We start from the raw sequence: 24,167 nt of genomic DNA, 5'->3' as shown, positions 1-24,167 counted from the left end.
CAAAAGCTCGGCTGAATCAACATCATCCGCTCTGAAAACCACGCACCCGTGAAGACCGAGAGATCATGGTCAACCAAACACGAACAGCGACGTCGCGAAGAACCTTCATCGAACTACTGGCTGGAACGTCCGCTGCCATGGGGCTTTTGACGGCCTGCAGCGTACGCACGCAAGCCAACGAAGACCTGGTTCAGCCGACGCCATCCGCCGACGAAGCCTACCTGCGACGGGGACTCAATGCACTCGCGCGGGCGCATCACATGAGTTCGATGGCGGGCCACTTGGGGGCGTCGATGATTGCGGGGTACTACATCCGCCGGCAACGCCCCAATCTGGCCCCACAGGTTTACGACGGGATCCATGATGATTTGCAGCGGGTTCAGGATGGTGGATCAGTCTTCGGAAAAAGGATGTCACGGAATGCAAGGCTGACGGATGCCGAATTGTTTATGCCTTTTCCGAAACAGGCAGCCGACGAGACACTGATCGATGGCATCGCCGAGGCACTAGCCAAGAGCATCGACCAACCGCGTCAATCCGGGCACAACGTCATTTTTGCTTCCTTCGCGATCCGAGCCCTCAAAGATCATCCGGAATATGCCACTCCGTCGATCGTCGACGGAATCTGCAAATTGATGGCGTTGTTCGAAGGACAGACGCCGGGCAACGGCTACTACGGAAAACAGAAAGGGCGAATTTACGGACACAAAATCAAGTTGCCTGACAACGATGGAACGCCCGTTTTTGACGACATCCCGGGGATGGTGGATGCGGTGCTTGACGAAGTCATTCACCAAGACCCGACAGTCCACCGCGTCGGCTTTGGCGGATTGGTTCACATCATCAACCACGCCGCCGCAATCAGCGATCTGAATGACTGCGGCTACGGCGACTTGGCTTCGCGTGCAGTTCGCTCTCATCGACAACACTTGCGTCTTTGGAGAAGCCTTCCCAACGTGGCCGACGAAAAAGGCCCCTTAGCGGTGTCAAGATTCACGCCGCACGACGCCGCCTATTGGACGTCCGGCGAAATCCCCTACGACCGAGCGTTGCTCACGCATCGGGTCAAGACAATGTTCGGTTTTCACGAACTCGTCGAACCCGTTGACTTTCCGGAAAAAGAATCAGCCGCCTACGACAAGTTGCGTTATCTGATGTAGTTCTCAAGCACGCACAATGCCCGACAAACTCGGCAGAGATCAAATACCTCGTAGACCAGTCAACGATTCCCCTCAGCACACGCTGCCCCCGGGGAAGATAGGCTCATCCGGGTTTATTGTGGGCAAAACTTGAGTCCACCTCAGTGAAAGAAGATCGCAACCTTGAAGTTTTGCAAGTATGGCTTTGCCGGCGCCGAACGCGTTAGCCAGGCGATATGCGAAGTGCGAAAATAAGCCAAAGATCCTTCCTGCTTCGCCGTTTTCCTGGCTTCGTGATGAGCGCTAATGCTGTGATGGACCATCGCGGTTCTGGACTGAAGAAACCACGCTGGTGTGGCTACCGTTCATCTTCTTCCAGCGGCCGCCTGCCTGTGAAAGCTCCCCAGTCTTTTCGTTTTCGGTAGTCTTTGTCCTGCTCATAAACCTTCAGGTCAGCACCAAGGTTCAGCTTGGGGATTCTGGCTCCGACTTTTTCAAAGTAGGTCATCATATCAGTGTAGAGCTTCTGGTGTTTGTCCGGATGCCGCGCGGCGATATTGGTCACCTCGCCCATGTCGGTGGACAAGTCAAACAGCATCGGAATCTCAGGGCGATCGTAGAAATGAAGCACTTTAAGGTCGCCGGACACGATTGCTGAATGCGGCATGCTCGATCGGTAGTGCGGGTAGTGGAAATAGAGGTTGCGATTCAAAAACGCCTCGTCGGGCTTCGCTCCGGCTAGGTAATTCGCAAGGCTGACGCCATCAATGTCTTTAAGTGTGCTTGAGCTGCCGCCGGCCCAGTCGACGAATGTCGGCAGGAAGTCGTAGTTGACGACATTGCCCGTGAAAACAGAACCTGCCTTGATGCCGGGACCTCGGACGATCATTGGGACGCGGATGCCACCCTGCCAGACCCACCACTTGGCGGCATGGTGTGGCTGAGTCAGCCCCTCCGTCAGCTGAAGTTCTTTGTGTCGGTACCCATTGTCCGACACGAGTACGACATACGTGTTGTCCTCGATCCCCAGCTCGCTGATGCGCTGGAGCACGGCTCCGATGCGGCCATCGAGGTCGTCGCCCATCCCCAGCCAGATGGCCGGGTCTTCCTTGCGTTTTATCGTCTCAGCCGTCTTTCCGATCTTCTCGTAGTAAGCCTGCACGAGCGGATGTCGCGCGTACTTTTCACGCGTCGCGGGCAGGCATTCGCGACCTTCGTGCATCGCGTAGTGGGAGATCTGCAGATAGAACGGTTGTCCGGCTTGTGCCTGCTCGGTCATGAAACCGAGCGCTTTCTCAGTGACGCTGAACATCAGCTTGGGATCAGTCAGGTCGTCGGGCAGGCTTTGGTTTGCGCCAGCGGGCAGCGTATTGCCTGGCTTGTTGCTGGTGTCACCGTCGTGAACCACATAGCCTTCGTCGCCGGGATCGCCTCGCATGTGCCACTTCCCAATGTGCGCACTGACATAACCGAGCGGCTTCAGAGCTTCGGGGATTGTCACCGCGTCGGCGTCAATCGTCATGTCCGAGATGCAAGGAATCACCGGAAAGCCGGGATAGCCCTTTTCGTCGTAGTAGTCCTGTCCGCGGTCGTTCATGAAAACGGTAAATCCATTCCGCGGTGAGGACTGACCAGTCTGAATGCAAACACGCGACGGCGAACATTGCGGTGACGCATACGCATTGGTGAACTTCATACCCTCACGAGCCAGCCGCTCCACATTCGGCATCTGCAAGACCGGCATCCGCGAGTTTTCCATGCCGTCGTGCATCGGAATTGGCGTGCCGTTCCACGCCCAGTCGTCGATATACAGGAGCACGATGTTTGGCATTTCTGCGGCATAACAGTTGCCGGCCAACAACCATCCAACGCATAAAAGCAAAACTGCTGGGGTGATTCTGGTACGACTCATTACGGCTTCCTGACTGGTGCTGTGTGCAAGGCTATTTTCATGGTTGGTGACTTTTCCTCGTTTGGATTGTCGTACTCGGTTATTTCTTCTCGAGTCGACGGACGCGAATCGACCGAAACGAAACGTGTCGTGCTTTCTCCGGTGACTTCTTGACGCCGTGGACCTGCAGTGCGATCACACCCGAGGGATACTTTGCGTAGGCTTCGGAATCCGTGACATCCCCCACCTGTTTGCCATTGATCCATGTTTGAATTCGCGGCCCTTTGGCCAAGACTCGAAGTTTGTTCCAGTGGCCGTTCACCATCGCTTCATTGCGGATCAGATCTTCTTTCGGCGTGATCCATGCGCCATTCCCCTGGTTAAAGATGTGGCCACTCCGTCCAGGCGATCGTCCGATATCGACTTGCGGGCCGTGAACGGACGCACGAACTTTTCCGTTATCGCCCGTGCGCGTGAGTTGAGTCCGAATTTGAATGCCCGAATTAAGGTCCGTGTCGTGAAGTTTGACTTCCAATTCGAGTTCAAAGTCACCGTAGGATTCAACGGTCTGCAAGAACTGAGTCTGGCTGGAGCTGGTGCCAACAATGACTCCTTCTGACAACGCGAACTGTGTGTTGTCACGTGATGGTTTCCAACCGTCGAGGCTCTTGCCATCGAACAAGGTCACCCAATCACCAGCGAAGGCGGAGCCACAGCAAAACGAGCTCACAAGAACTATTAGAACGAAGAGGGTCCGGTGTGTCGTTGAATTGGCAATCATCTGATTTTCTCTTGATAAACGATCGTAGTGGACGAGGTTACGAGTCCTCGTTCTGATTCCGTCGGTGAGCAGGACTCGTGACCTCGTCCACGACGGCTTCTCGTCGGCGTTTCCGCTTAAACATTGGGAAGAGAAAACTGGGGACGTCGTTCCTTGGTCAACATTGCATTGGCCGCCTTATCGCCGATGATCTGCTCGTTGTCCGCGTCCCAATTGATCGTGCGACCGGTAATCCGACAGAGATTGATCAGGTGCGCGACGCTGCTAATCAGATGGCCGACTTCCACCGGCGCATTGGGCTGTTCACGGGTTTCGATGCAGTCCAGCCAGTTTGCGACGTGCGATTCCGTTTGTGACCCGGTGAATGGAGCGAGTAAGTCCTTCGGATTACACGCGAAGCGTCCTCGATTGATTTCGAGTTTGCCCTGCTGGCCGATGAATATGCCGCCGAACGCGGGACCATCCGCACTTTCCAGCCGAATAACGGTGCCATCCGGGTAATAAAGCCTCACACCGCGATCCCAGTAGTCTTTCGCTTCGGTGGTGGGTTCGATCCGCGTCGGCGCGACTTTCTCCCACCCCATGGCAAGGTGAACCATGTCCAATGCGTGCGAACCACGATCGCAAATCGGTCCGCCTGTGAATGCGTCGTAACTCCGCCACCTACGATGAAGTCGTTCGTGATAGTCAAGCAGCTTTGCTTGGTCACAAAAACGATTCCAATCCATGCCTTCGGGGATGGGTTGCTGCTCGAGCCCCGTCGCAGGCCGAGAGCCTGAGTAATTCTTGACGAGGATCGTATTGACGTTTCCGAGTCCACCTTCGCGGACGAACTCGCAGGCATATTGATTGATCGGTGTGCTGCGTTGTTGCGTACCAACTTGCAGCACACGTTTGTGTTTTCGCACTGCTTTGACCAGAGCCCGACCTTCGGGAATGCTGAAACTCAGTGGCTTTTCCGCGTAGATATCCAGCCCCTTGGCGCAGGCGATCATGGCTGCACGCACGCGCACGTGATCGGGCGTCGCGATTATCACCGCGTCGAGCTCTTCAGAATCGAACATCTGCTCGTATTTCTGATACCGCTTCCACGAATCACCGGCCCGTGGATCGTTTTTGTTGTCAGCCGCAAGTGCATCGATCTGCGGCAGGTAGCAATCGCAGACGGCAACCAATTCGGCTCGATGGGATTCGCGACCCAAGGCACGTGTCAGCCATTTGGCTCGCCCTCCGGCGCCAATTAGTCCGACACGTAACTTGTCGCTGCCGGATGTTGACGGTGCGGCATAGATCATTGATGGCACCAGACCGGACGCAGCCAGCGTGGTGGTCGCGCCGATCGATTTCAACGCCGTTCGACGTGAAGGGTTCATGTTTACTCCTGTTTTCAATGGTCCGTAGTGGACGAGGTCACGAGTCCTATTCACCGACAGAATCAGAACGAGGACTCGTGACCTCGTCCACTACGGCCGGTAAGTTCTTAGTCCCTCTTCGAGACTCCTTGCGTTTCTTGGTCAGGGCCGAGGGAAGAGGTTCGGCGGCCTCGGCGAAACGAGGGACCAGGGCCCGGAGTTTATCAACGGTGTTTGCGTATTTCGGGTTGTCGATCTGGTTGTTCCATTCATGGGGATCCCTCGAGGCGTCATAGAATTCCTCCTGGTCGGCCCCGTAGCGGGTGTAGCGGCCGAGTTCATGGCGGATGCTGATATAGGCCATGTCCGTCTTGGTTTTATCGCACAATCCAGTGATGGCGGTGCTTTCCCACGGAGCTTTCGGGTCTTTGAGCAGCGGAACTAAGGAGCGTCCATCGATGGTCGCGGGCGGCGTGAGGCCGCAGAGTTCGGCAAGAGTCGGATAGATGTCCATCAGGGAAACGAACCGCTGCGACACCCCCCCGGCTTCGGTGACTCCCGGCGCGCGAAACATCAACAAGACGTGCGTTCCCTCCTCCCAAAGGGTTGTCTTTTGCCAGTGATGTTTTTCACCAAGGTGAAACCCGTGATCGGTGAGGAAGACGACAATGGTGTTGTCGTTGTAGGGGCTTTTTTCGAGGGCATCGAGAACGCGTCCTATCTGGGTGTCGACATACGTGGTCGTGGCCAGGTAGGCCTGAACCGCTTCTTTGTGTTTACCTGCCTGAATGACCTTGTCGGCGAAGCTCCCGATCCCGTCACTGACTGCTCTGGCGAGCGGAGGAAGGTCATCCAGATCGTTCTCCCGCAATTCCGGAAGAACTACCTGATCCAGCGGGTACATGTCGAAGTATTTCTTCGGGACATACCAGGGCATGTGCGGATTGAATGAGCCATAAGCCAGGAAAAATGGCTTGTCGTGTTGTCCCTGCAGAACAGCAACCGCCCTGTCGGCCCCGAGCGTGTCATTCATCTGTTCTTCGGTGAGATGAATGGGACCCCAGTCCTGTTCTCCTCCGCTGAGTTTTGCTAGGGGTGCTCCCGGCGGAGCCGGGTCTCGCTTGTGGCCAAACTTAACGTCCCAGTTTTCCCTCTGGTCCCAGCCGTGGGTGATCTTGCCGTAGCCGAAGGTGCCGTAGCCGCTCTTCTTGAACAATCCGGCCAGTGACAGCACGGCCTCCTGGTTCATGACCTCACTTGTGCTGATGGTCTGCGCGTTGTTGTAGATACCCGATTTCCAGGGAGTTACACCTGAAAAGAACGCGGTGCGAGAAGGCGAACAAACCGGAGCCGCCGTATATGCCCGTGTGAAGTTGACACCACTGGCGGCCAAACTTCGCAGATTGGGGGCAATGACTTTGCCTGCGTACCGCTCAGCATCCTCAAGCAGCCAACTGTTCAAATCATCGGCGACGAGAAACAGCACGTTCATCGGCTTGTCGGATTCAGCTCGCGCCGGTGAATGGGACAAAGCAAAAACAGTCGCGAGAATCAAAGGCAGAAGTAGATTGGCCACAGATGAACACGGATGCACACGGATAGCCCGAGAAAATATGCGTCTAGATTTCATTGAGTTTGCGTGTCCTTCATTGATGCGATTGTGGATCAGTTTGGGGAAGCGATTGGCCACAAAAAAACTGATGAATACGAATTATTGAAGGCGAAGGACCATGCCCTCAATGTGATCACCCGGCTTGTCGCGACGAGTTCTAGTTTCTTCATCTGTGTTCATCTGTGGCGAATCACGCGGTCCAAGGTGGTTGGGCCACAGATGAACACAGATGGTTAAAGGCGAAAACGCTTTATTTCTATGCGAGGTTTACCGAAATTCAGCAGGAGGCAAATCGGAAGTCCGGTTGCTTTTAAGTAGTTGAGGCACTGAGCCGCGAATGCATCGCTAATCTCTTTCACTGCTTTAATTTCAACGATTACCAAATCCGACACAAGGAGATCCGCGAAGTATTCCCCAACCACCGTCTCTCCGTAGATTACTTTGATCGGGGCCTGCTGCTTCAACTCAAGACCGTTCTTGCGGAGCTCAATCGCCAGCGCATTCTCATAGACCTTCTCCAGAAAACCCGCTCCCAACGTATTTGAAACCTGAAACGCGCACCCAATGATCTTCTCCGTCAACGCATTCAACTCGCTCTCATTCATCTGTGTTTATCCGTGTTCATCTGTGTTTATCCGTGTTCATCTGTGGCTAATCCCCTCCGGTCGAAACACCGCTGGCAACTCCCGCGGGACGTAAGTTCTTTCTGAGATCCGTCTCGAACGTTGCGAGTTGTCGTTTCAAACGCTGTGCGATCTCGGGATGTTCATCAATCAGGTTCGTCTGCTCACCGATGTCGTTGCTCAGGTTGTGGAGCGTCTCGACGTTGATCTTCTCCGGCTTTGTGACGCTTGCGGCCTTCCGTTTTGATTTCTTCTCTTTCGGCGACTTCTCAGTAGCAATGCGATACTTCCAGTCGCCAAAACGGATCGCCTGAGCCCCTCGACCACGCAGATAGTAGATGGCCTCGTGAAGCGATTTCGCGCCCGGAGCCGTCGCGACAGACTCGGCCCCAAGTGCCAAGAGACAGGTCGCAGCGATTAGAGTTTGAACGGAAGGTCTCATTTGATTTTGCGATTTTTCAGAGCATGTGACCGTAGTGGACGAGGTCACGAGTCCCGAAGTTGCACAGGACTACGAGAATTTCAACTACCGGTTCTTTTTGCTATCACAGCTTCGTTTCTTCGGCTCTGCCTTTTCAAATTTTTCGTATTTCGCTTTGGCTTTCGTTCGCCCGGCGCCGTCGCGGCGGATTCGCCCCCAAGTGTCAAGAGACAGGCCGCAGCGATTAGATTTTGAATGAAAGGTCTCATTTAATTTTGCGATTTATCAGAACATGTGACCGTAGTGGACGAGGTCACGAGTCCCGAAGTTGCACAGGACTGGCAACCTCGTCCACTACGAGAATTTCAACTACCGGTTCTTTTTGCGGTCACGGCTTCGTTTTTTCGGCTCTGTCTTCTCAATCTTTTCGTATTCCGCCGGCAGCTCGGCAACCCATGCCTGGAGCGACTTTCCAAGGCTGGCGACGACTTCTGGATGAGTCTCTGCAATGTTGTTGCGTTCGCTCGGATCGACGGAAAGATCGTAGAGTTCCGGTTCGCCGCGTTGCTTTCGTGGCAAGTGCAGTTTCCATTTACCGACGCGCATCGCGGGAGTACTGCCCGTGGAACTGGCCCTCCAAAACAGCGGCTTTGTGCGCTGGCGGTCGGCACCAAGCCAGATGTCGGAAATGTTCTCTCCGTCAAGTTGCGACGGCAGTTCCTCAATCCCGGCTATCGAGCAAAGTGTCGGCAGCCAGTCGACAAAGGAGACAATATTGGCGGAGTCGACTTTGCCTGCCTTTACTCGGCCCGGCCAACGAATGATGAATGGCACACGCGTTCCGCCTTCGTATTGCTCGTGTTTGCCGCCACGAAACTCGCCCGCGTAACCCAGCATGTTGTTCGAGAATTCGCGGGCACCTTGCTTCCCAAGGATCACCGGTGCAGGTCCGTGGTCGCTGGAGAAGACGACGATCGTGTTTTCCCGGAGCCTCAACTCATCGAGCGTCTTCAGCACCCGCCCGACATTCAAATCGATCTGGTAGACATCGCCGAGATACTGCCGCATGGATTCATCGAGATCGCCGCCGATCTTTTGGCACTCATCAAACTTGTGTTGCATGGTCAGCGAGAAGTCATTTCGGTCGACCTTCACGTCTTTGAATTCGGCAACCAAACCATCTGCCGTATTGACGGGAAAATGCGTCGCATGTCCCCAAATATTGACGTAGAACGGACCTTCCTTATTGTCACGAATGAAATCAATCGCCGCCGAATACAAATCGTGATCGCGTCCGGTCTTCCCGCTCGTTGCGTCTCGGGCCTTGCCGATTGTCTCGACCAAATCGATTCCATAGGTGCCGTCGCTGTCGCGGGGGCCAATGTGCCACTTTCCGAAGTGCCCGGTGCTGTAGCCTCGCTTCTTTAACAACTCGGTGATGGTCGTGCGGTCTCCAAAACCGAAGTCGGCCGCATATTTCGGAAGCCGCGCCGGAAACAGTCCGGTCATGAGCCCCGTTCGGCTGGGATTACATGTGACGCCTGTCACATAGAACTGAGTGAACCGCGTGCCTTCTTTGGCCAGTTGGTCGATCGCCGGCGTTCGAGCGTAGGGGTGTCCGTAGCAACCGATGTCTCCGTAGCCAAGGTCGTCCGCAAACATTAAGACGATGTTCGGCGGGCGCTCGGATGCGGTTTGATCGCCAAAGACACTGCCCGACAACAATAACAACAGCATTGCTGCGGTTGCATACTGATGCATCAAACTCAGACATCTCAAATTGTCCATCAGATACTGCTTCTCACTTTCGTGTCTTGGGCGATCGGTCAGTCAATTTGTAGTGGACGAGGTCACGAGTCCGCGATCAACAATATGCTTATTAAATCTGATGGATGGTGCCGGACTCGTGACCTCGTCCACTACGAATGCCCATCGTTCTCTATGCGTCGTTACCGTCGCGGCTTCGATTGCTCTTGCTTTAACGCCGGATCGGTGTAAGGCAGATACTTTGGATGTGGCACATAGTTGCCTTCGCCTTTCTCCCAGCGAAAAGATTCGCCTTCGACCACTAGGTCACGTCTCGCGTTGAGCTTGGGTTCCGGATCGGCGAACTTCTTCGGTGCCGACTCCCGTAGTCGGGCGATGACGTCCGCCTGCTGCGGGTCGGATGCGAGGTTGTCCCACTCATGCGGATCCTCTTTGACGTTGTACAGTTCTTGGTTCTTGTCGTCGTAGTGAATGAAACGCCAATCGCGATTCATCACTGTGTATTCACCGGGGTTCATATAGGGCAAATACACGGTTCGATCTTTGGCATCGCCGGGATACTGCAGTGTCGATGCCAGCGAAACGCCTTCCAGCTCCTGACGCGGCGCCGGCAAGTTGCACGTTTCAACCAGCGTTGGATAGATGTCGATCAGGCTGACCGTCACGTCGCAGCGAACTCCCTTTGCCACGCCGGGGCCCGCCCAGACGAACGGCACGTTGGAGGTTCGTTCCCACAACGTGTGCTTGCCCCACTGGCCTTTTTCACCCAGGTGATAGCCGTGATCGCTCCACAGCACGACGATCGTGTTGTCGGCATAAGGACTCGCAGCTAGAGCATCCAAAATTCGACCGACCATGGCGTCGGCATAGCTGGTGCAGGCAAGGTATCCGTGCAGAGCGTCCTTCCATGCTCCCATCGCTACGAGCTTGTCGTAGTGCTGCTTCTTGCGATTCTGTCGTTGCTTGATGATCTTCTGCGGAAGGTCAGCGAGATCATCTTCTTTGAACGCAGGAGTCTCGATGGCGTCTCGATCGTACAAATCAAAGTACTTTTGCGGACAATAGTTGGGGTAATGAGGAGCGTAGAAACCACAAGCCAGGAAGAACGGCTTGTCGTGTTTTCGTTTCAGCTGGTCGACCGCCCAGTTGGAACGGATCGTGTCGGCCATCTCCTCTTCTTGTTCGTTTGAAACAGCTCCCCATTCCAGGAAAAGCCCGCCGGTGATCTCTTTGCCTTTGTTGTAAACACTGTTCGGAAAGGGCTGCGGCACAGGCGTATCGCTGCTCCACGATTCCAAAGCCCAACCGCCTTCTCGCTGGAACTGGTTCCGCAGGAAGAACGTTGTCCAACCACGCTGGTCGATCGCTCCAGCGGGATGATGAAACAGCTTGCCAGCGCCCAGCGTGGTGTAACCCGCTTTGGCAAAGCTCATTTGCAGCGATTCAATTTCCGGATGATGCACAAAGTAGTTCGGAGTCATGTAGCATCCGGTTGTCGATGCGTACTGGCCGGAAAAAATCGCCGCACGACTGGGTGCACAAAACACACCGGCGGTATGAGCATTGGTAAAGCACACGCCACGAGCGGCAAGCCGATCAATGTTTGGCGTGATCGCACCCGGGCGCGACTCAAGACATCCGACAAAATCGTTCATGTCGTCGACCGCCAGAAACACGACATTGGGTCGCGTATTCGCCGCAACCAGTTGGCCAATACAGGTTGTGGTAAATACAACGATGCTGAAAAGAAGACGGTGTATTATATTCATAAGTTTCATGCTTTCGGGATAGATTTTTTGTAGTGGATGAGGTCACGAATCCCCTGTTTTGGACTCGTAACGATCGCCCACGACGTCGTACCTGGAGGCTGGCGACGATGCACTGATGGTGCTCCGTTGGCTGGACGTGAAGGCGCAGTCGTTGTCATCTTGATCTGACGATCTCTTCTTGAGCAGTTCGGTAAAGTGACGCGATTTCATTTTCGTTGAGTGCTCGGTCGAAAAGGGCCAACTCGTCGATCCGACCATCCCACACCTGAATCGCTTTAGGGTCCGTGCCGAACCAGACCGTAGCGTCAGAGTCACTGCCCGCCATCGCCGCACAGGGTGTCGATGCGACGAGCGTACCGTCTTCGTAGAGTTGCAATCGTTCTCCATCAGCGGTCACAACGACGTGCCGCCATGTCTCTTGCGGCAGGACGGAATCGCTTGTAGTGGACGAGGTCACGAGTCCTGTTCCCGGGGCACTCTCGGCTGGTTCAGGACTCGTGGCCTCGTCCACTACGGCGTCACCATCGTCGTTCTTGACCGTGGCCTGCAGCCGACCAAGCTTATTAAGAGAAAGGCTGAAGTTGCCCTGACCATCATGCAGGTTCGTGGCAACCATCGTGCCGCGTGCGGGCGCTTCGAGGTACACGAAACAAGCTAGAGAGAATTGCCCCGTGCCCAATGCCGGCGGCGAATCAACCCGTCCTCCGCGACCGGTGGAATCGGCGCCGATTCGAAGAGAACCGCCCACGAACACACCACGGGCATGTGGCGGACGCTTTCCATCCCCGGTCACCACAATGCCAGAATATTCGGGCGGTTCAGAAACCAGCCCGCGGTCGCGAATTGGCATTCGGTAGATGGCCAGTGGCTTCAACCGCTTGACCAAGCGAGCATAGTTCCACTTCGGTTCGTCAAAGTCACGAATGAATCTGTCGGTTGCGATGGTGATGCCCTCGGGCTCAACTTCGCCGTCAGCAATCCGCACAGCCTGCGATGCCTGCAAATCAACGGACCTCGACAAGGCACGCTGTTGCAAAGCCCCGGGATGAACTCGCACGAGCCCATCAAAAACATGCACCTCGCTTGCGCCAGCTTCTGCATCGACGCAGAACTCGGTGCCAAAGTCGACGACCTCCGCTGCGGGAGTTTCCACAGTGAACCCAATACCCTCGGGAGGTACTCTGGCCGACAGTCGACCGCTATGCAGCACCACACGCTTATCGCTAACTGCATCGAAATGCGCAGGAGCTTCGATATAGACCATCACGCCACCGCCGAACTGCAGATTCAACAATCCCTTCTGTAGCTCGTAATCGCCAGGTGGGATCTTAGCGTCGTCCCAATGCGAACCGCTTCTCATGAGTGTACCGCTGACGTTACCCACGATCTTAGCCGCCGCAGCAACCTTTTGTTTTGGCACAGATTCGGCTTCAGGCCACACGAAGGCAAAGAGAATGCTGGCCGCCGTCACGAGCCCCGTTATGCCCAGCCCCAGTGTCCTTCGCGACTGGAGAACCGACGCCTGTCGTTTCTCCTGCGATGAATCGAACGCAGCGACATGATTATCTTCGCTCGCATCCAGTGCATTCTTCTGAATAAGCTGTCGCTGCAGAGAACGCCGCAAGCCCGAATGCAACTCGGCACGAAGCGCAAATCGTTCGAGGTTTTCTTGATCCTGAAGCCAACTCTGCAACTCCGCGGCCTCCTCGTCGGACACCTCTCCTTCGAGAATGCGATCGATCAAGTCATTGTCGACGGACATCACGAATTCTCCATCGCGATTCGTCGCTCAATGCAACCAGCAAGAGCATTCCGCACGCGCGACAACAGAACGCGCACCGAGCTACCGGTGGAACCGATTTCTCGAGCCGTTTCTTCGGCTGATAACTCTTCCACATACCGCAAGTCGAGCAGTCGGCGTGACCTTGGCGGGAGTTCATCCAGACAGGCCTCCAACGCTTCGCGCCGTCGACTTCGGCCGTCAGCCTGACTGGCAATCGTGTCAGCCAGCCGTCCGAGCAATTCGTCCGAGAAAACAATTCGTGATCGTCCCTGAACCCTGTAAAAATCAATCACCCGCGATTTGGAAATCCACAGCGCCCACGCAACGAACGAACGCCCCGAGTCATACTCATCGAATCGACGCGCCAGCTCCTGAGCGATCTTTTGAACGACGTCTTCAGCATCATGAAAGCCGCTGATAGACGCAAAGACGTACGCTGATACCGAAGGCTCAGCCTCCAGCCAGTTCTGAGTAAAGTCTTCGCGTTTCTTGTTTTCGTCCATAGTCACGACTGATACGATACGACAGCAGATTGACCGTATGCCGACCGCGAACGGGAATCGTTAACAAGAATCCGAAAAATCTCCGACCATCTTTGATTCCACTGCGTTCACCGTCCGGAATTGGGTCTGTTCGGCCAACTCGACAGCCTGGAATCCATACCAGTTCCGATTTGGCCTGGGGAACTTTATGAATCATCAATTCAAAGTTAACGGCCGGAACTTATCGCTTCATTTTCGTGCATCGGCGAGAACGATCGACTGCAATTCCCAATCCTTCTTCGTGCAACAGGCTGGACCAGCCTCCAGCATGAAGCGTTTCCGTGTCGACGCGGAGATCATGCAGACCGACACGAGTTGCTGTCTTTCCCCGAGCGCGCACCGGCATCCGACGAAGCGATTGCCATGGAATAAGCTCAGCTTGCTGTCCGGTTCTCATCCAACTTCGTGAGCCACGCGTTTCGCGATGTCGCGATCTTGCTTGGCGCAGACCTGGGTGACATTGGCAGTTTCGTGACCGCACACCTCTTGGGCGGCTTCGATGCCGAATCGGCGACGGATTTCGGCTTCTTATGTGTGCCAAAAGCGATTCGGTGACCATTTTTCGATTTCCCGTTTCTCGCGCGCTCGCCGGCTGAATCTGTCGCAAGCCTGTCAGCGGCACAAGCAAATCAGCCTCGGCATTCGCCAACGAGCCCGACGGTTCTCACCCCATGATCCCGTCCCTTCAAACTGGCTCAGAAAGCCTCGCTCTCCGCTGACACAAATCACTCCCTCAGGGTCACACATGCAAACCGCGCGATCAAAATAGTGGATAATGGTGACCGAGATAAAAAAGCTTCTGAAGGCCAAGCCCCACAGTGGACCCGTTCAATCAAATCTGGGAATCGTCGCGGACCAACGATTACTCGTGGGGCTACCCAGCCGTCGTATGGGCTGGCGTCGGCGTGCTCATCGCTTTGTCGCTGATCCGGCACAACGTGCTTCGCCGTATTTTGAAAGTCATCGCGATCGGTGGTCTCGTGATGACGGCAACGCAGTGGTCATCTTCAGAGATCGAAGAGAAGTGGCGAATCCGAGCCGAATGGGCAGACACGCATCCGGCCGAAATGACCGAGCAAGGTTACGAAGCTCTGACCGTCGACGGAGCCAACCGAACTCTCGGCCCACTGATCTATGGCTTCCAAGCCGGCCTGATTTTTGTTGGCGTTGCCGCGGTCCTGTTCGTCATCCGACTTGCTATCCGCAAACAGCCCATGAAACCGCTCGTAGAAGCCCCACCAGAAATTGAAACCGAAGTCGCAACGGATCTGCACACCTCGGACAATCCGTATCACCCGCCTGCAGATTCAGCGTAGTTCGCGTCGACGAAATCGCCGAAACCCGTAGACTCTCTAAATCTCAGAAATTCACCTTCGCCGGAGATCGCAGAGACAGAGAGCGCCGAAAGTCTTGGCCCAAGTCCAAGCCAGCCCGACCCACTCAACGGGGACTCCCCACGGCCGGCCAATTCGTTTACTCGTCAGTCACTCGAGTTTGACTGGGGTTGGTACAGTTAACGATCTTTCAAGCGTTCAAAAAAACCAACGACCGTCAGGTTATGTGGTTCTCTGTGAACAGTGACGCTCTGCCATCAGCCGAGGGCGAGCCTTTCTAATAGTTTGAAGGGCAAGTAGAGTCGCATGGGGTAGCCGGGGAGTTCGGCGAAGTCGAACTGTTGATAGAACGCTTTGGAGGGGGCGTCGACGCAGTCGAGAATGACGGCGATGAACGCGAAGGTTTGGGCTGCGTCGTAGCAATCTTTTAAGGCGGTGGCGAGTAAACGCTTGCCGATGCCTCGCCCTTGAAACGATTTGTCGATTCCGAGCCACGCTAAGACGGCGACGGGCAACTGCCGACTGGGAAGTGACTTGGCAATTTCGACGGGTAGGTCAGAAAAGTCGACTTGGCATGTTGCCAACGTGTAGTGGCCGACAATGCTGCTTTCAGAATCGAGCAATGCCTTGGTGGAACTCAGGTGTTTCTTCTGATTCTGAAACGCTGTCTTTTTCAGCCATGCATCGACTTCGTCTTGCCCGGATTGAAACCCTTTCCGGTTGTGTGACTTGGACAGCAATTCGACTCGCCAGCCGTCGGGAAAGCGAACGCCGCTCACGCATCGCCTCGCATGATCGCTCCGAGTCCTTTTTGCGCCTTGGTCAATTTGGGTGGCTTAGCAAGCGCGTTCCAAAAATCCAGTTGTTCCGTGGGCGTCATCGCAATCGTGTGTGACCGTGCCGCTGCCAATTCACGTTCGGCCTGACCCATGACAACACTGCGAACGTAATCACTCACACTCACGCGCCGCAGTTCAGCGGCAGCGCTGAGCAATGCCTTCGATTCTTCATCGAGCCGCACCATCAAGGAACTATTCTTCTGCATCGCGTATTAGACTCCATGATTCAAACATTCGTTCGCCTGTTTCACCGAAGTTGATTGTACTGCAAACCGCTATACACGGCAAGCTCTTGTGGAGGATCCTCGTAACACGACTATCGAGAATGATTTGAGCTCCAATGACGGGCCGAAGTTGCCCCGAGCGGCGGCAGTCGATGTGCGTCAATCTCGAACAAGAGGACTCACCTATAGTTGCTGCCAGAACCAAACCGACCTGTGCCGATCGCTTGCCTCGCAGAAAGGATGGACGGTAGCGACGGTGTTCTCGGACGAGGGTCAGTCCAGCGAAACCTTGGATCGACCTGAACTCTCGCGATTGCTTGGCTTGGCGTGATTATTGACCTTTGCCGCGCATTACTCGACGTCGCGCCCACGATCGGTGTGCAAGTTTCGCTTTCCGCTGCACTCGCGAATCACGGAGAATGTCGAGACGCATTGGACATACTCGACTCGCTCGACACGGCGAAGGTTAAGGACTATCAACCGTACTGGGCCGTGCGGGCCGACGTGCTTCGAAGGCTCGGGCATGCAGAATCGGCGGCGGCGTACGACCGAGCTATCGGTTTGGCCAGCGATCCAGCCGTTCGCGACTTTCTTCTGCTTCGAAAGCGAGACAATGAGTGAGACGCTATGTGTCGTGCCTCAAATAATATGCGTGTTTACTCGCTAAACCTTTGGTGCAAGTCAATCAGCGGCTCATAGTTTCGTGAGTCAGCCGCCTTGATCGCGGCAATGTACTCGTCGCGAATTGGACTCTCTGTGTCGCGAAGATCAGTGGCGGGCCAAAGCGTGGCCGGCTGGTCATGTTGCATCAGCCATATGTTTGCCAAGAGTCTCGCCCAACGACCATTGCCGTCTTCAAAGGGATGAACCCAAACCGCGCGGTGATGAAACTCAGCAGCGGTTGCGATCACGAGAGCGCCCGTTTCGTTATGTCTCTTGTCGGCCTCCATCGCAATCACCCCGAGTTCCGCGGCGATGATGTTGGGGTTCACACCGATGTTCTTTTCAGTCGATCGGATCTCTCCTGCCCAACTCCAGATCGAACCCAGCATTTCGCGGTGGAGTCCGAGGAGCCAATCGAAATTGAACGGCGCGAACTTCCGGGAGGATTTCGACAGCAAGTATTTCTCTGTCACGCGAAGGATCGACTCAAACTCAACTTCGTTGAGCTCGCGTCGTGTTTTGATCGTCTTGAGCTTTAGGCCCGACCCGTCAAACGGCGTGCCGTCATCTTTCCCGCTAGAACCAAGCCCCGTGCTTTTGCCACGACCCGAGTTCATGAGGCCCACAGTTTTCGACTGGACGATGCAATCCGAGCTTTCGCTTCTTCGAGATGCGATTGAGCCGAAGCCCGCGAGACAGCTTGGGACTCGAGAGCCACATTGCCCTGCGTAAGTGCAATCAAACGTTCGGCTTTTGCGGTGGCTATCTGATCTCGAAATTGCTCGGCGGGAATCTCGGTTAGATCGAGAGAGCTACCCAACGCGGCCAGAATAGCCTGCAAGTTTGCGAACGAGAATTCGTGATCCTCACCGCCGAGAATCCGAATGACCGTGGCCCGCGAAACACCGCTGCGGCGCGCAAGATCCGAAACAGAGATATCGAGCTCTCGTTTTCGTTCTTGGATGCGGGCAACTATTTCGGAAAGGAGCATGGCGACACGTCCGGCTAATTTGGAGGCGCTGATTTGCAAATTGGGAACTACCTGCAGCTCATCGGCCGCAACTAAATTGTTGCATGTGTGACACAAAAGTCAATTGACAGTTTGTCTGGCAGCGAGGATACGCTTCGCAAAAGACGACAAAAACGCGATACTACTCAAGCGAGAGCGTTTGCGGCCCGATACCGGCCCCGCCTGTGCAGGCACCCCTCAACAGAGCGGTTACTGCGCCGCTTCGTCCAAGGTGCTGCAGAGGGAGTAGGCCTTGGTGATCGATGCCATCACGTCCAGGAATCGCTGCTTGCCAGTTTTGTCACCCTGCGGTTCCAACGCCAGGATATGGTTCGCGGTTTCCGGCAAGATCGCCAAGGCATTGGTGCGATAGCTGGAGTAGTCGAAACCGTGCAACAGACCACGAACGACATCCATCTTTTCACCCAGAACGGCCAGGGCTTCTTCGGCCTTCAGCGTCGGTTGCCCCTTGCCTTTCGCGTCGGTGTAGGTCTTGAGTGCTTGTTTTAGCTCGCTACCGATTCCGATGTAGTCCACGACGACGCCACCAGGCTTGTCCTTGAAAACTCGATTCACCCGAGCGATCGCCTGCATCAGGTTGTGGCCGGACATCGGTTTGTCGACGTACATCGTGTGACAGCAAGGCGCGTCAAAGCCCGTCAGCCACATGTCACGGACGATCACGATCTTCAGCGGATCATTGGGGTCCTTGAATCGCTTTTCGAGGCGCTTCTTTGCTCGATTGGTGAAGACGTGTTGTTGCAAGTCTGGCTTGTCGGTCGCCGAACCCGTCATGATGATGCGGATCGCACCGTCTTCGTGGTTGTAGCCGACCTCCTGGCCTTCATCGTTCTTGATCTTCGTACCCGCCCAGTCAGGACGTAACGCGATGATCTCATCGAAAAGGTCGACGCAGATTTGGCGGCTCATCCCTACGAACATCGCCTTGCCTTCAATTGAGGCGTTTCGTCGGTAAGCAACGACGCCGGCGCATCGCCACGAAAGCGGGACAACAACTCGTCGCGTTCGTCGGCAGGCGTCTCACCAGTCACGAAGCCACACTCGATGTCGTGATTTTTCGCCAACGTTTCGACGACTTGCCGGCCGTGGGCAACGCTGGCGGCGAAGATCAGCACGGCCCGGCGATCGGCCGTCAGGTCGACAACGACCCGATGCCGCTGCGATGAAATGAGATTTCGATCGTGCTGTCGCTCTGGTCGAATTCGACGCTCGCGACCAGCAATCCAAGCAACTCCGCCTGTTCGCGAATATTAAACACGTCCCAGATTCGGTCAAATTCTGCAAACGTGTTTGAGATGTATTCGGCTGAAAGACAGTGCTTCTTCGCATCGGCCAAATCTCGTTTGACCGACGTGAGTTTGCGTTCGGCCGACTCGATTCGCTGTTGCAAGTCGGCGATCCGCGCGCTCGTCGAACTGTGCCCATCCCGCTCCAACACCAAAGCCTGGATTTCTCTGTGATCGCGAGTCAGTTGCCGGGTCAGCTGTATTCTTTGCGTTTCAAACTCGCGAGTACGATGTTTCGACGACTCATTCGCTTGTCGAACAATCTCATCCCGCAGGTTCGAATCGCCTGCGATCGCCCGCACCTGGTCCACGACAGCACGCTCAATCTCGCCGGCCGGCAACGACGGATGTTGGCAGGCTCAAGCCGCTTGGGTAAAGAGTTCGCGAGATTTGGCGAAACAGGTTCCGAGCTTGGGGTCTCTTCTTGCGCATCGACGCCAACACTTCCGTCGGACCGATGAACGCGATCGATTCCGATCGCCAAGATGGCTGCGATTCTTTGCAGCCGAATGTCCGCGGGCGTGGCGGATTGAGAAAGGACATTTCGAGCGATAGCGGCATCTCCCACGTGCGAAGCGATGTTCCGAGAGTTCCAAAGCGAAACTCCCACCGGAACTATCTATGCCGCCTCCGCACCGCGCGCCCCATCACCCGAAAAGTCAAATTTCGTCCGCCGTCCATTCCGCCGAGTCAGACCAGCAACGAATCGACCATCCCGAGCGGGCCAGACGCTCGATAACCCAGCTCCGTTTACCCGAGACCGCCAAGCACCCAGAGAGTCGAGAGAGATTCCGCTCGAAAGCGTCTCGATATCGGCCCAAAACCGCCGGCACCCGCACCAACTGGCCCGCCAAAACTCTCTCACCAGAGAGTCCGCGATAGCAGCAAATCGCGGTAAAGCCACGAAAAAAGCCGGCGTTCTGCGGTTTGCAAAACGTCGGCTTTCGGAGTTTACCCCTGGCGGTCAGTTTCCTAACCAAACAGAGAAGTTGTGGGCGACCGGCGGTTTTCAAACTCTTGTGGGATTCTAACCGTTGGTCAGAACACTTGGCAGATTATGTAGTGATTTTCTCTTAGGAATTGCTCGATCTCGGGGATCGGTTTGTTCGTTACCGTTCCTTGGTGGGGTGAATATTTTTTTGATTGGCTTGAATTCTACTTTGGCGCGCAGGCGAACGGTAGGACGGCATAGGTAACCGGGGAGGGAGCGTTTGGTTGCTCCCGGTTGCTTGTCGTTCTTTCAAAGGGTTGCGTGTGGGTAAGTCGGATTTTGATGTGGGTGAGTTGTCGCCAGATGCGCGACGACGGGCTGTGGCTGAGTTGCTTGGTCGCGGTGTGGGGCGATGGAAACGGTTTTGCCTGGAAGCTGTTTCGGGAACTCTTGAAGACTCTTTGGGAAAACGGCTTGAGGCGGGTCGGTTTCCAGGGCTCTCTGTGACGGACGCGGTTTCTGAGCGGCAGATGACCGCGGCCGAATCCATTCCTTCTTTCACAGAGGTACCCATTCATGAGTGATGCAAGACGCAGCAATATCGCTGCCATTCTTTCGCGTGCATTGACTCGATGCCGGACCAAGGCAGAACAATCTTCGACGCAATGTGCGATCTACACTCGCCAGTCGAATCAAGTTGACGTCGAACAAGATTCCGATTCGCTCGACAAAAATGATATGTCGATCGTCTCCGAAACGGAGCAAGCTAACACGGAGGTGAGCCGATGACGGATGAAACTCGACTGGCGGTTGCCGCGCTTGAGGACAAGACAGTCAATGAACTGCGATCGCTCTACGAAGAAGTGTTTGATGAAGTTTGTCGCAGTCGCCACAAGAAGTATTTGGTGCGACGAATCGCTTGGCGGCTGCAAGCGTTGGACGAAGGCGGGCTGAGCAACGAAGCGAAGCAGAAGGCTCGAGAGTTGGCGGCAACATCGGATCTTCGTATGACGGCTCCACGCGAAGAAGTTCTGGACAACGTTCGTCGGGCCACGCCGGAGGAAGATGGGTACGTCGACTGGGATCCTCGCTTGCCACCGCCGGGCAGCTTTCTGGAGCGGCGATACAAGGGCCAGATGGTTCGGGTGCTCGTATTGACGGACGGATTTGAGTACGAGGGCAAACGGTTTCGTTCGTTGTCGAAAGTCGCTGGCGAGATCACCGGGGTCAGCTACAACGGATTCCTCTTCTTTCGGCTCGGAAGGAGACAGAAATGAAAAAGAAAACGGAATCTGAACGGCGGATCATTCGGTGCGCGATTTACACTCGTAAGTCGACTGAGGAAGGACTCGATCAAGAATTCAATTCGTTGGACGCCCAGCGTGAAGCCGGCGAGAACTTCATCGCCAGTCAATCGCAAGAGGGCTGGAAGGTCATTTCGACGAGGTACGACGATGGCGGCTACTCGGGCGGCAACGTTGACCGGCCCGCGATGAAACGATTGCTGGAGGATATCGCGGCGGGCAAGATTGATTGCGTGGTCGTGTATAAGGTCGACCGATTGAGTCGTAGCTTGCTGGACTTCTCGAAGATCATGGAAACGTTCGACAACCATGGCGTGTCGTTCGTTTCGGTGACGCAGCAGTTCAATACGACGCACTCGATGGGTCGGTTGACGTTGAATATTCTTCTTTCGTTCGCACAATTCGAGCGAGAGATCATCGGCGAGCGGATTCGCGACAAGATCGCGGCTCAGCGACGGCGTGGTAAATGGGCAGGCGGTATCCCGGTGCTGGGCTACGACGTCGACCGATCCGGGCCAAGCCCGAAGTTGGTGGTCAACGCGGACGAGGCGGCGAAGGTGCGGCGTATTTTTGGCTTGTACCTCGAGATGGAGTCGATGACGCCGGTGGTCGAAGAACTTGACCGTCGTGGATGGTGCTTGAAGTCTTGGAAAACGAAATCGGGAAAGACGAGAGGCGGCAAGCCGTTTGATAAATCGTCGCTGCACACAATGTTGACCAACCAAACCTACATTGGTCGGATCAAGCATAAGACGCAGACGTTCAAGGGTGAGCACACGCCGATCATTGACCAGAAGTTGTTCGACGATGTCGCGGCGATGATGCGTAGTCACGCTCGCGGCGGCGGCAATCACTTGGTCAACAAGTATCAGGCGTTGTTGAAAGGTTTGATCTATTGCCCGGCGTGCAACTACTCAATGGTTCACAACGTCGCTCGCCGCCGGTCGAAAGTGTACCGCTACTACACGTGTGTGACGGCAATCAAACGCGGGCGGAAGTATTGTCCGTCACCCTCGTTGCCAGCGGCTGATATCGAGGCCGCTGTGGTCGACCAGATTCGCTGCATCGCGGATGATCCAGGTTTGCGCCGCGATGTGCTGGAACAGTCGAGCAAACGTTGTGAAGCGGAGTTGGCGGAGTTGACTACCCAACGAACGCAGCTCACCCAACGGTTGAATCACCAGCACGAGCAGATGAAACATGTGAGCAATTCGACGGATGCCGGGTCTGGCGATTCAGAGCGATTGGCCGCATTGCACCAGGAGGTCGCCGGCATTATCGAGTCGCTTGAAATCGTTAACGGCGAGATCGAACGTTTGACTGCGGAACAGATCGACGAGCGTGATGTGAACGCCGCCTTTGCAGATTTTGGCAACGTCTGGAATGAGCTGAACACTCGCGAGAAGTCGGCGGTGCTGACGTTGCTGATCAGTCGGATTGAATTCGACGCAGACGAAAGCTCGCTTTCGATTTCGATGCACCCGGCGGGCATCAAAGCCTTTTCCGCCGAAGCGACCGAACAACAACAGGAGACGAATTCATGATTACGGTCAAATGTAAGGTCAACGTGAACCTGAAGAAACCCGCCAAGAAGAAGGCGGAATCGGCCGACGAACCGCCGGTGAAAAGGCGCGGAAAGGTTCCCAGGATTTCTCGCTTGATGGCGCTCGCGATTCGTATGGACGAGATGCTGCGGCGTGGCGAGGCACAGGACACGATCGAACTTGCCGAGTTGGGCAAAGTCTCGCAGCCCCGTCTCACTCAAATTCTGAGCCTATCACTGCTCGCCCCCGAGATCCAAGAAGCGTTGCTCTACCTGCCCCGCGAAATGACGGGGCGTTCCAAAATTCACGAAAGGAACTTGCGTCCGATCACGAAGCAACTGTGTTGGGTCAAGCAGCGTGAAATGTGGAGCGATCTGATTCGCTCAGTCGGTCCGGCGGCGAAAGATGTTTGACGCCATATTTAGAACGCCGGTGGCGTGATTCCCTTGGCTTTGAGGGCGGCTAGGTATTTGTCTGGTTCGGCGACCAACTTTTTGGCACAGCCGGGGCAGCAGATGTAGACAGCTTTTCCATTGACATTGACCTTGCCTGGGACGCCCATGCCGCCCAGCGGTTCGTCCATCACGGGACAGGTTTTCTGTGCGGCGATTGCGGCAGCATCGGCAAGCGTCGATTTGAAAACGCCCTCGCGGACTTGTTCGCCTTTGGCGGTGTAGTACTTGGTGAGGTACTGGTCGGGTGAGGCTTCGACTTTCTTCGTGCAGCCCGCACAGCAGACGAAGAGTGACTTGTCACCGATTGTGATCTTGGGTGGCTTGCCCATGCTGCCGAGCGGTTGGCCGCTGACGGGGCACGTGGCTTGAAGGCTGATGAGGAGTTCGTCAGAGAGCTTACCGCTGGCGAGTTTGCCCATCGCATGGAAGACCAGAGGCTGGCTTCCGATGTTGGTGATCTCGACGTTGATGTGCAACGGTCGATCGACGACTTTAGACAGGTCGATGCCGACGCCGATTGCTAGGTTTTTGAGCGTTTTGAGTTCGTAGGCGTATTCCTTTTCGCTGTCGCCGACTCGCAGTTTCAGTGTGCCGGTCGCGTCGGGCGGGGCGATCGGTTGGTCGTTCTTGCCAAGGATCATGAACATGATGCCTTTGTCGGCGATCACGGTTTCAACGCGGCGGTCGCCAACGGTTTGCACAGTGCCACCGTGCGGGCCAGTTGCCGCAGTGGCGTGACTGTGCCCAGCGTGGTCGTGTCCGGAGTGGACGTCCTGCGCGGTCGCGAGTTGGGGCGACGCGAACAGTGTGGCCGCGACAATTGCAGTGAGAATGCGAAGTTTCATTGAAATAGTTCTTTGAAAATAGTGATGGTACA

At 55.4% G+C, this 24,167-nt stretch carries 24 protein-coding genes and 1 pseudogene; 7 read left to right on the top strand and 18 right to left on the bottom strand.

Going from position 1 to position 24,167, the window contains the following annotated elements:
* Positions 1-137: 137 nt before the first annotated feature.
* Positions 138-1,160 carry a hypothetical protein gene (locus Mal65_RS06880; RefSeq protein ID WP_196784644.1) on the top strand — a complete coding sequence of 341 codons (1,023 nt, stop codon included), beginning with the start codon at positions 138-140 and terminating at the stop codon, positions 1,158-1,160.
* Positions 1,161-1,497: 337 nt separating this feature from the next.
* On the opposite strand, the gene Mal65_RS06875 is transcribed toward Mal65_RS06880, so the two are convergent.
* From Mal65_RS06875 to Mal65_RS06840, 8 genes are all read right to left on the bottom strand, one after another.
* On the bottom strand, positions 1,498-2,970 hold the full coding sequence (locus tag Mal65_RS06875) for a sulfatase (protein ID WP_165701563.1): 1,473 nt from the start codon (positions 2,968-2,970) through the stop codon (positions 1,498-1,500).
* 160 nt (positions 2,971-3,130) lie between these two features.
* A complete protein-coding gene (locus Mal65_RS06870; protein ID WP_145295221.1) occupies positions 3,131-3,760 on the bottom strand; it encodes a 3-keto-disaccharide hydrolase in 630 nt (209 codons plus the stop codon).
* Between the two features lie 167 nt (positions 3,761-3,927).
* Entirely contained in the window at positions 3,928-5,184 is a 1,257-nt protein-coding gene (locus Mal65_RS06865) for a Gfo/Idh/MocA family protein (RefSeq protein ID WP_145295219.1), read from the bottom strand.
* A 46-nt stretch (positions 5,185-5,230) separates the two neighbouring features.
* Positions 5,231-6,739: a sulfatase gene (locus Mal65_RS06860; protein WP_231131302.1), complete on the bottom strand. Its 1,509-nt coding sequence runs from the start codon at positions 6,737-6,739 to the stop codon at positions 5,231-5,233.
* Positions 6,740-7,008: 269 nt separating this feature from the next.
* Positions 7,009-7,380 carry a GxxExxY protein gene (locus Mal65_RS06855; RefSeq protein WP_145295216.1) on the bottom strand — a complete coding sequence of 124 codons (372 nt, stop codon included), beginning with the start codon at positions 7,378-7,380 and terminating at the stop codon, positions 7,009-7,011.
* A 46-nt stretch (positions 7,381-7,426) separates the two neighbouring features.
* Positions 7,427-7,798, bottom strand: coding sequence for a hypothetical protein (locus Mal65_RS06850; RefSeq protein ID WP_231131301.1), 372 nt, complete (start codon positions 7,796-7,798; stop codon positions 7,427-7,429).
* Positions 7,799-8,188: 390 nt separating this feature from the next.
* Complete coding sequence (locus Mal65_RS06845; RefSeq protein ID WP_196784848.1) at positions 8,189-9,556, bottom strand: sulfatase family protein; 1,368 nt, start codon at positions 9,554-9,556, stop codon at positions 8,189-8,191.
* A 212-nt stretch (positions 9,557-9,768) separates the two neighbouring features.
* Positions 9,769-11,241, bottom strand: coding sequence for a sulfatase (locus Mal65_RS06840; RefSeq protein ID WP_231131369.1), 1,473 nt, complete (start codon positions 11,239-11,241; stop codon positions 9,769-9,771).
* Between Mal65_RS06840 and Mal65_RS27170 the strand changes: the two genes are divergently transcribed.
* Positions 11,143-11,388 carry a hypothetical protein gene (locus tag Mal65_RS27170; RefSeq protein WP_231131390.1) on the top strand — a complete coding sequence of 82 codons (246 nt, stop codon included), beginning with the start codon at positions 11,143-11,145 and terminating at the stop codon, positions 11,386-11,388. The two genes, Mal65_RS06840 and Mal65_RS27170, sit on opposite strands and share 99 nt — an antisense overlap.
* A gap of 121 nt (positions 11,389-11,509) precedes the next feature.
* On the opposite strand, the gene Mal65_RS06835 is transcribed toward Mal65_RS27170, so the two are convergent.
* Complete coding sequence (locus Mal65_RS06835) at positions 11,510-13,117, bottom strand: LamG-like jellyroll fold domain-containing protein (protein WP_174820144.1); 1,608 nt, start codon at positions 13,115-13,117, stop codon at positions 11,510-11,512.
* Positions 13,117-13,641 carry a sigma-70 family RNA polymerase sigma factor gene (locus tag Mal65_RS06830; protein WP_145295202.1) on the bottom strand — a complete coding sequence of 175 codons (525 nt, stop codon included), beginning with the start codon at positions 13,639-13,641 and terminating at the stop codon, positions 13,117-13,119. The genes Mal65_RS06835 and Mal65_RS06830 overlap by 1 nt, the downstream gene beginning before the upstream one ends.
* 857 nt (positions 13,642-14,498) lie before the next feature.
* On the opposite strand from Mal65_RS06830, the gene Mal65_RS06825 reads away from it, so the two are divergent.
* The gene (locus Mal65_RS06825) at positions 14,499-14,996 is read left to right on the top strand and encodes a hypothetical protein (RefSeq protein WP_145295200.1); all 498 of its coding nucleotides are present in this window, start codon (positions 14,499-14,501) and stop codon (positions 14,994-14,996) included.
* A gap of 275 nt (positions 14,997-15,271) precedes the next feature.
* Here the strand turns inward: Mal65_RS06825 and Mal65_RS06820 are convergent, their stop codons facing one another.
* Both Mal65_RS06820 and Mal65_RS06815 read right to left on the bottom strand, forming a co-directional pair.
* Positions 15,272-15,754: a GNAT family N-acetyltransferase gene (locus Mal65_RS06820; RefSeq protein ID WP_196784640.1), complete on the bottom strand. Its 483-nt coding sequence runs from the start codon at positions 15,752-15,754 to the stop codon at positions 15,272-15,274.
* A 35-nt stretch (positions 15,755-15,789) separates the two neighbouring features.
* The gene (locus tag Mal65_RS06815) at positions 15,790-16,059 is read right to left on the bottom strand and encodes a type II toxin -antitoxin system TacA 1-like antitoxin (RefSeq protein WP_145295195.1); all 270 of its coding nucleotides are present in this window, start codon (positions 16,057-16,059) and stop codon (positions 15,790-15,792) included.
* Between the two features lie 88 nt (positions 16,060-16,147).
* Between Mal65_RS06815 and Mal65_RS27485 the strand changes: the two genes are divergently transcribed.
* A complete protein-coding gene (locus tag Mal65_RS27485) occupies positions 16,148-16,408 on the top strand; it encodes a recombinase family protein (protein WP_145295192.1) in 261 nt (86 codons plus the stop codon).
* 325 nt (positions 16,409-16,733) lie between these two features.
* Here Mal65_RS27485 and Mal65_RS06805 read toward each other — a convergent pair whose 3' ends face one another.
* From Mal65_RS06805 to Mal65_RS06785, 5 genes and pseudogenes are all read right to left on the bottom strand, one after another.
* Positions 16,734-17,357 carry a mobile mystery protein B gene (locus tag Mal65_RS06805; RefSeq protein WP_196784639.1) on the bottom strand — a complete coding sequence of 208 codons (624 nt, stop codon included), beginning with the start codon at positions 17,355-17,357 and terminating at the stop codon, positions 16,734-16,736.
* Positions 17,354-17,731: a helix-turn-helix domain-containing protein gene (locus Mal65_RS06800; protein WP_145295186.1), complete on the bottom strand. Its 378-nt coding sequence runs from the start codon at positions 17,729-17,731 to the stop codon at positions 17,354-17,356. The genes Mal65_RS06805 and Mal65_RS06800 overlap by 4 nt, the downstream gene beginning before the upstream one ends.
* A gap of 231 nt (positions 17,732-17,962) precedes the next feature.
* Positions 17,963-18,718 (bottom strand): annotated as a pseudogene (locus Mal65_RS06795) (type I restriction enzyme subunit R domain-containing protein); the annotation flags it as partial.
* Positions 18,682-18,885, bottom strand: coding sequence for a hypothetical protein (locus Mal65_RS06790; protein WP_165701113.1), 204 nt, complete (start codon positions 18,883-18,885; stop codon positions 18,682-18,684). The pseudogene Mal65_RS06795 and the gene Mal65_RS06790, both read right to left, overlap by 37 nt.
* A 17-nt stretch (positions 18,886-18,902) precedes the next feature.
* The gene (locus Mal65_RS06785; RefSeq protein WP_145295181.1) at positions 18,903-19,160 is read right to left on the bottom strand and encodes a hypothetical protein; all 258 of its coding nucleotides are present in this window, start codon (positions 19,158-19,160) and stop codon (positions 18,903-18,905) included.
* 1,612 nt (positions 19,161-20,772) lie between these two features.
* Here Mal65_RS06785 and Mal65_RS06780 point away from each other — a divergent pair.
* The 3 genes from Mal65_RS06780 to Mal65_RS06770 are packed head-to-tail and all read left to right on the top strand — an operon-like array spanning position 20,773 to position 23,248.
* On the top strand, positions 20,773-21,264 hold the full coding sequence (locus Mal65_RS06780) for a DUF2924 domain-containing protein (RefSeq protein ID WP_145295178.1): 492 nt from the start codon (positions 20,773-20,775) through the stop codon (positions 21,262-21,264).
* On the top strand, positions 21,261-22,835 hold the full coding sequence (locus Mal65_RS06775) for a recombinase family protein (protein ID WP_145295175.1): 1,575 nt from the start codon (positions 21,261-21,263) through the stop codon (positions 22,833-22,835). The genes Mal65_RS06780 and Mal65_RS06775 overlap by 4 nt, the downstream gene beginning before the upstream one ends.
* Entirely contained in the window at positions 22,832-23,248 is a 417-nt protein-coding gene (locus Mal65_RS06770; protein ID WP_196784637.1) for a hypothetical protein, read from the top strand. Before Mal65_RS06775 ends, Mal65_RS06770 begins: the two co-directional genes overlap by 4 nt.
* Positions 23,249-23,256: 8 nt before the next feature.
* Here Mal65_RS06770 and Mal65_RS06765 read toward each other — a convergent pair whose 3' ends face one another.
* Positions 23,257-24,135, bottom strand: coding sequence for a hypothetical protein (locus tag Mal65_RS06765; RefSeq protein WP_145295173.1), 879 nt, complete (start codon positions 24,133-24,135; stop codon positions 23,257-23,259).
* Between the last annotated feature and the right edge of the window lie 32 nt (positions 24,136-24,167).

The sequence above is a fragment of the Crateriforma conspicua genome, assembly GCF_007752935.1.
Classification (GTDB): domain Bacteria; phylum Planctomycetota; class Planctomycetia; order Pirellulales; family Pirellulaceae; genus Crateriforma; species Crateriforma conspicua.
The sequence above is the reverse complement of the archived record's forward strand: the minus strand, read 5'-3'. Positions and strand labels throughout refer to the sequence as shown.

What these genes read in the sequence shown, in the direction of transcription:
- Mal65_RS06880 (WP_196784644.1), top strand. Translation starts at nt 138, where the DNA reads ATGGGGCTTTTGACGGCCTGCAGCGTACGCACGCAAGCCAACGAAGAC.
- Mal65_RS06875 (WP_165701563.1), bottom strand. Translation starts at nt 2,970, where the DNA reads ATGCCAAACATCGTGCTCCTGTATATCGACGACTGGGCGTGGAACGGC.
- Mal65_RS06865 (WP_145295219.1), bottom strand. Translation starts at nt 5,184, where the DNA reads ATGAACCCTTCACGTCGAACGGCGTTGAAATCGATCGGCGCGACCACC.
- Mal65_RS06855 (WP_145295216.1), bottom strand. Translation starts at nt 7,380, where the DNA reads ATGAATGAGAGCGAGTTGAATGCGTTGACGGAGAAGATCATTGGGTGC.
- Mal65_RS06845 (WP_196784848.1), bottom strand. Translation starts at nt 9,556, where the DNA reads ATGCTGTTGTTATTGTTGTCGGGCAGTGTCTTTGGCGATCAAACCGCA.
- Mal65_RS27170 (WP_231131390.1), top strand. Translation starts at nt 11,143, where the DNA reads ATGAGCATTGGTAAAGCACACGCCACGAGCGGCAAGCCGATCAATGTT.
- Mal65_RS06840 (WP_231131369.1), bottom strand. Translation starts at nt 11,241, where the DNA reads ATGAACGATTTTGTCGGATGTCTTGAGTCGCGCCCGGGTGCGATCACG.
- Mal65_RS06835 (WP_174820144.1), bottom strand. Translation starts at nt 13,117, where the DNA reads ATGTCCGTCGACAATGACTTGATCGATCGCATTCTCGAAGGAGAGGTG.
- Mal65_RS06830 (WP_145295202.1), bottom strand. Translation starts at nt 13,641, where the DNA reads ATGGACGAAAACAAGAAACGCGAAGACTTTACTCAGAACTGGCTGGAG.
- Mal65_RS06815 (WP_145295195.1), bottom strand. Translation starts at nt 16,059, where the DNA reads ATGCAGAAGAATAGTTCCTTGATGGTGCGGCTCGATGAAGAATCGAAG.
- Mal65_RS06805 (WP_196784639.1), bottom strand. Translation starts at nt 17,357, where the DNA reads ATGAACTCGGGTCGTGGCAAAAGCACGGGGCTTGGTTCTAGCGGGAAA.
- Mal65_RS06800 (WP_145295186.1), bottom strand. Translation starts at nt 17,731, where the DNA reads ATGCTCCTTTCCGAAATAGTTGCCCGCATCCAAGAACGAAAACGAGAG.
- Mal65_RS06780 (WP_145295178.1), top strand. Translation starts at nt 20,773, where the DNA reads ATGACGGATGAAACTCGACTGGCGGTTGCCGCGCTTGAGGACAAGACA.
- Mal65_RS06775 (WP_145295175.1), top strand. Translation starts at nt 21,261, where the DNA reads ATGAAAAAGAAAACGGAATCTGAACGGCGGATCATTCGGTGCGCGATT.
- Mal65_RS06770 (WP_196784637.1), top strand. Translation starts at nt 22,832, where the DNA reads ATGATTACGGTCAAATGTAAGGTCAACGTGAACCTGAAGAAACCCGCC.
- Mal65_RS06765 (WP_145295173.1), bottom strand. Translation starts at nt 24,135, where the DNA reads ATGAAACTTCGCATTCTCACTGCAATTGTCGCGGCCACACTGTTCGCG.